This is a genomic window from Oleiphilus sp. HI0067, assembly GCF_001635735.1.
In genome coordinates this window covers 1-203 of record NZ_LWFI01000695.1, presented here as the reverse complement: position 1 = coordinate 203, position 203 = coordinate 1, and the positions used below count along the sequence as shown (strand labels likewise).

General features: G+C 52.7%; 1 protein-coding gene. It reads right to left on the bottom strand.

All coding sequences use genetic code 11. The annotated features are described in order from the left end of the window. Positions 1–203: NAD(P)(+) transhydrogenase (Re/Si-specific) subunit beta (locus A3739_RS07835; protein ID WP_197472173.1), on the bottom strand; the 203-nt coding region annotated here is incomplete at both ends.

The following is a 203-nucleotide window of genomic DNA, read 5'->3' as shown; positions in this document are numbered from 1 at the left end:
TTGCGCTTGGGCAACCGCAAGTCCATAGCCTGGAACCATCACAACGCTGCGCGCACCGTCTAAGAGTAGTGCAAGGTCATCTGGCGTTGCGTATTTCACTTTGCCGTCATAAAACTCGCTGTCGTTTGACTTCGACTGCGTATCAGCCTGCGGCCCAAATGCACCACCAAAGAGAACGTTTGGTAGTGAACGGTTCATGGCTT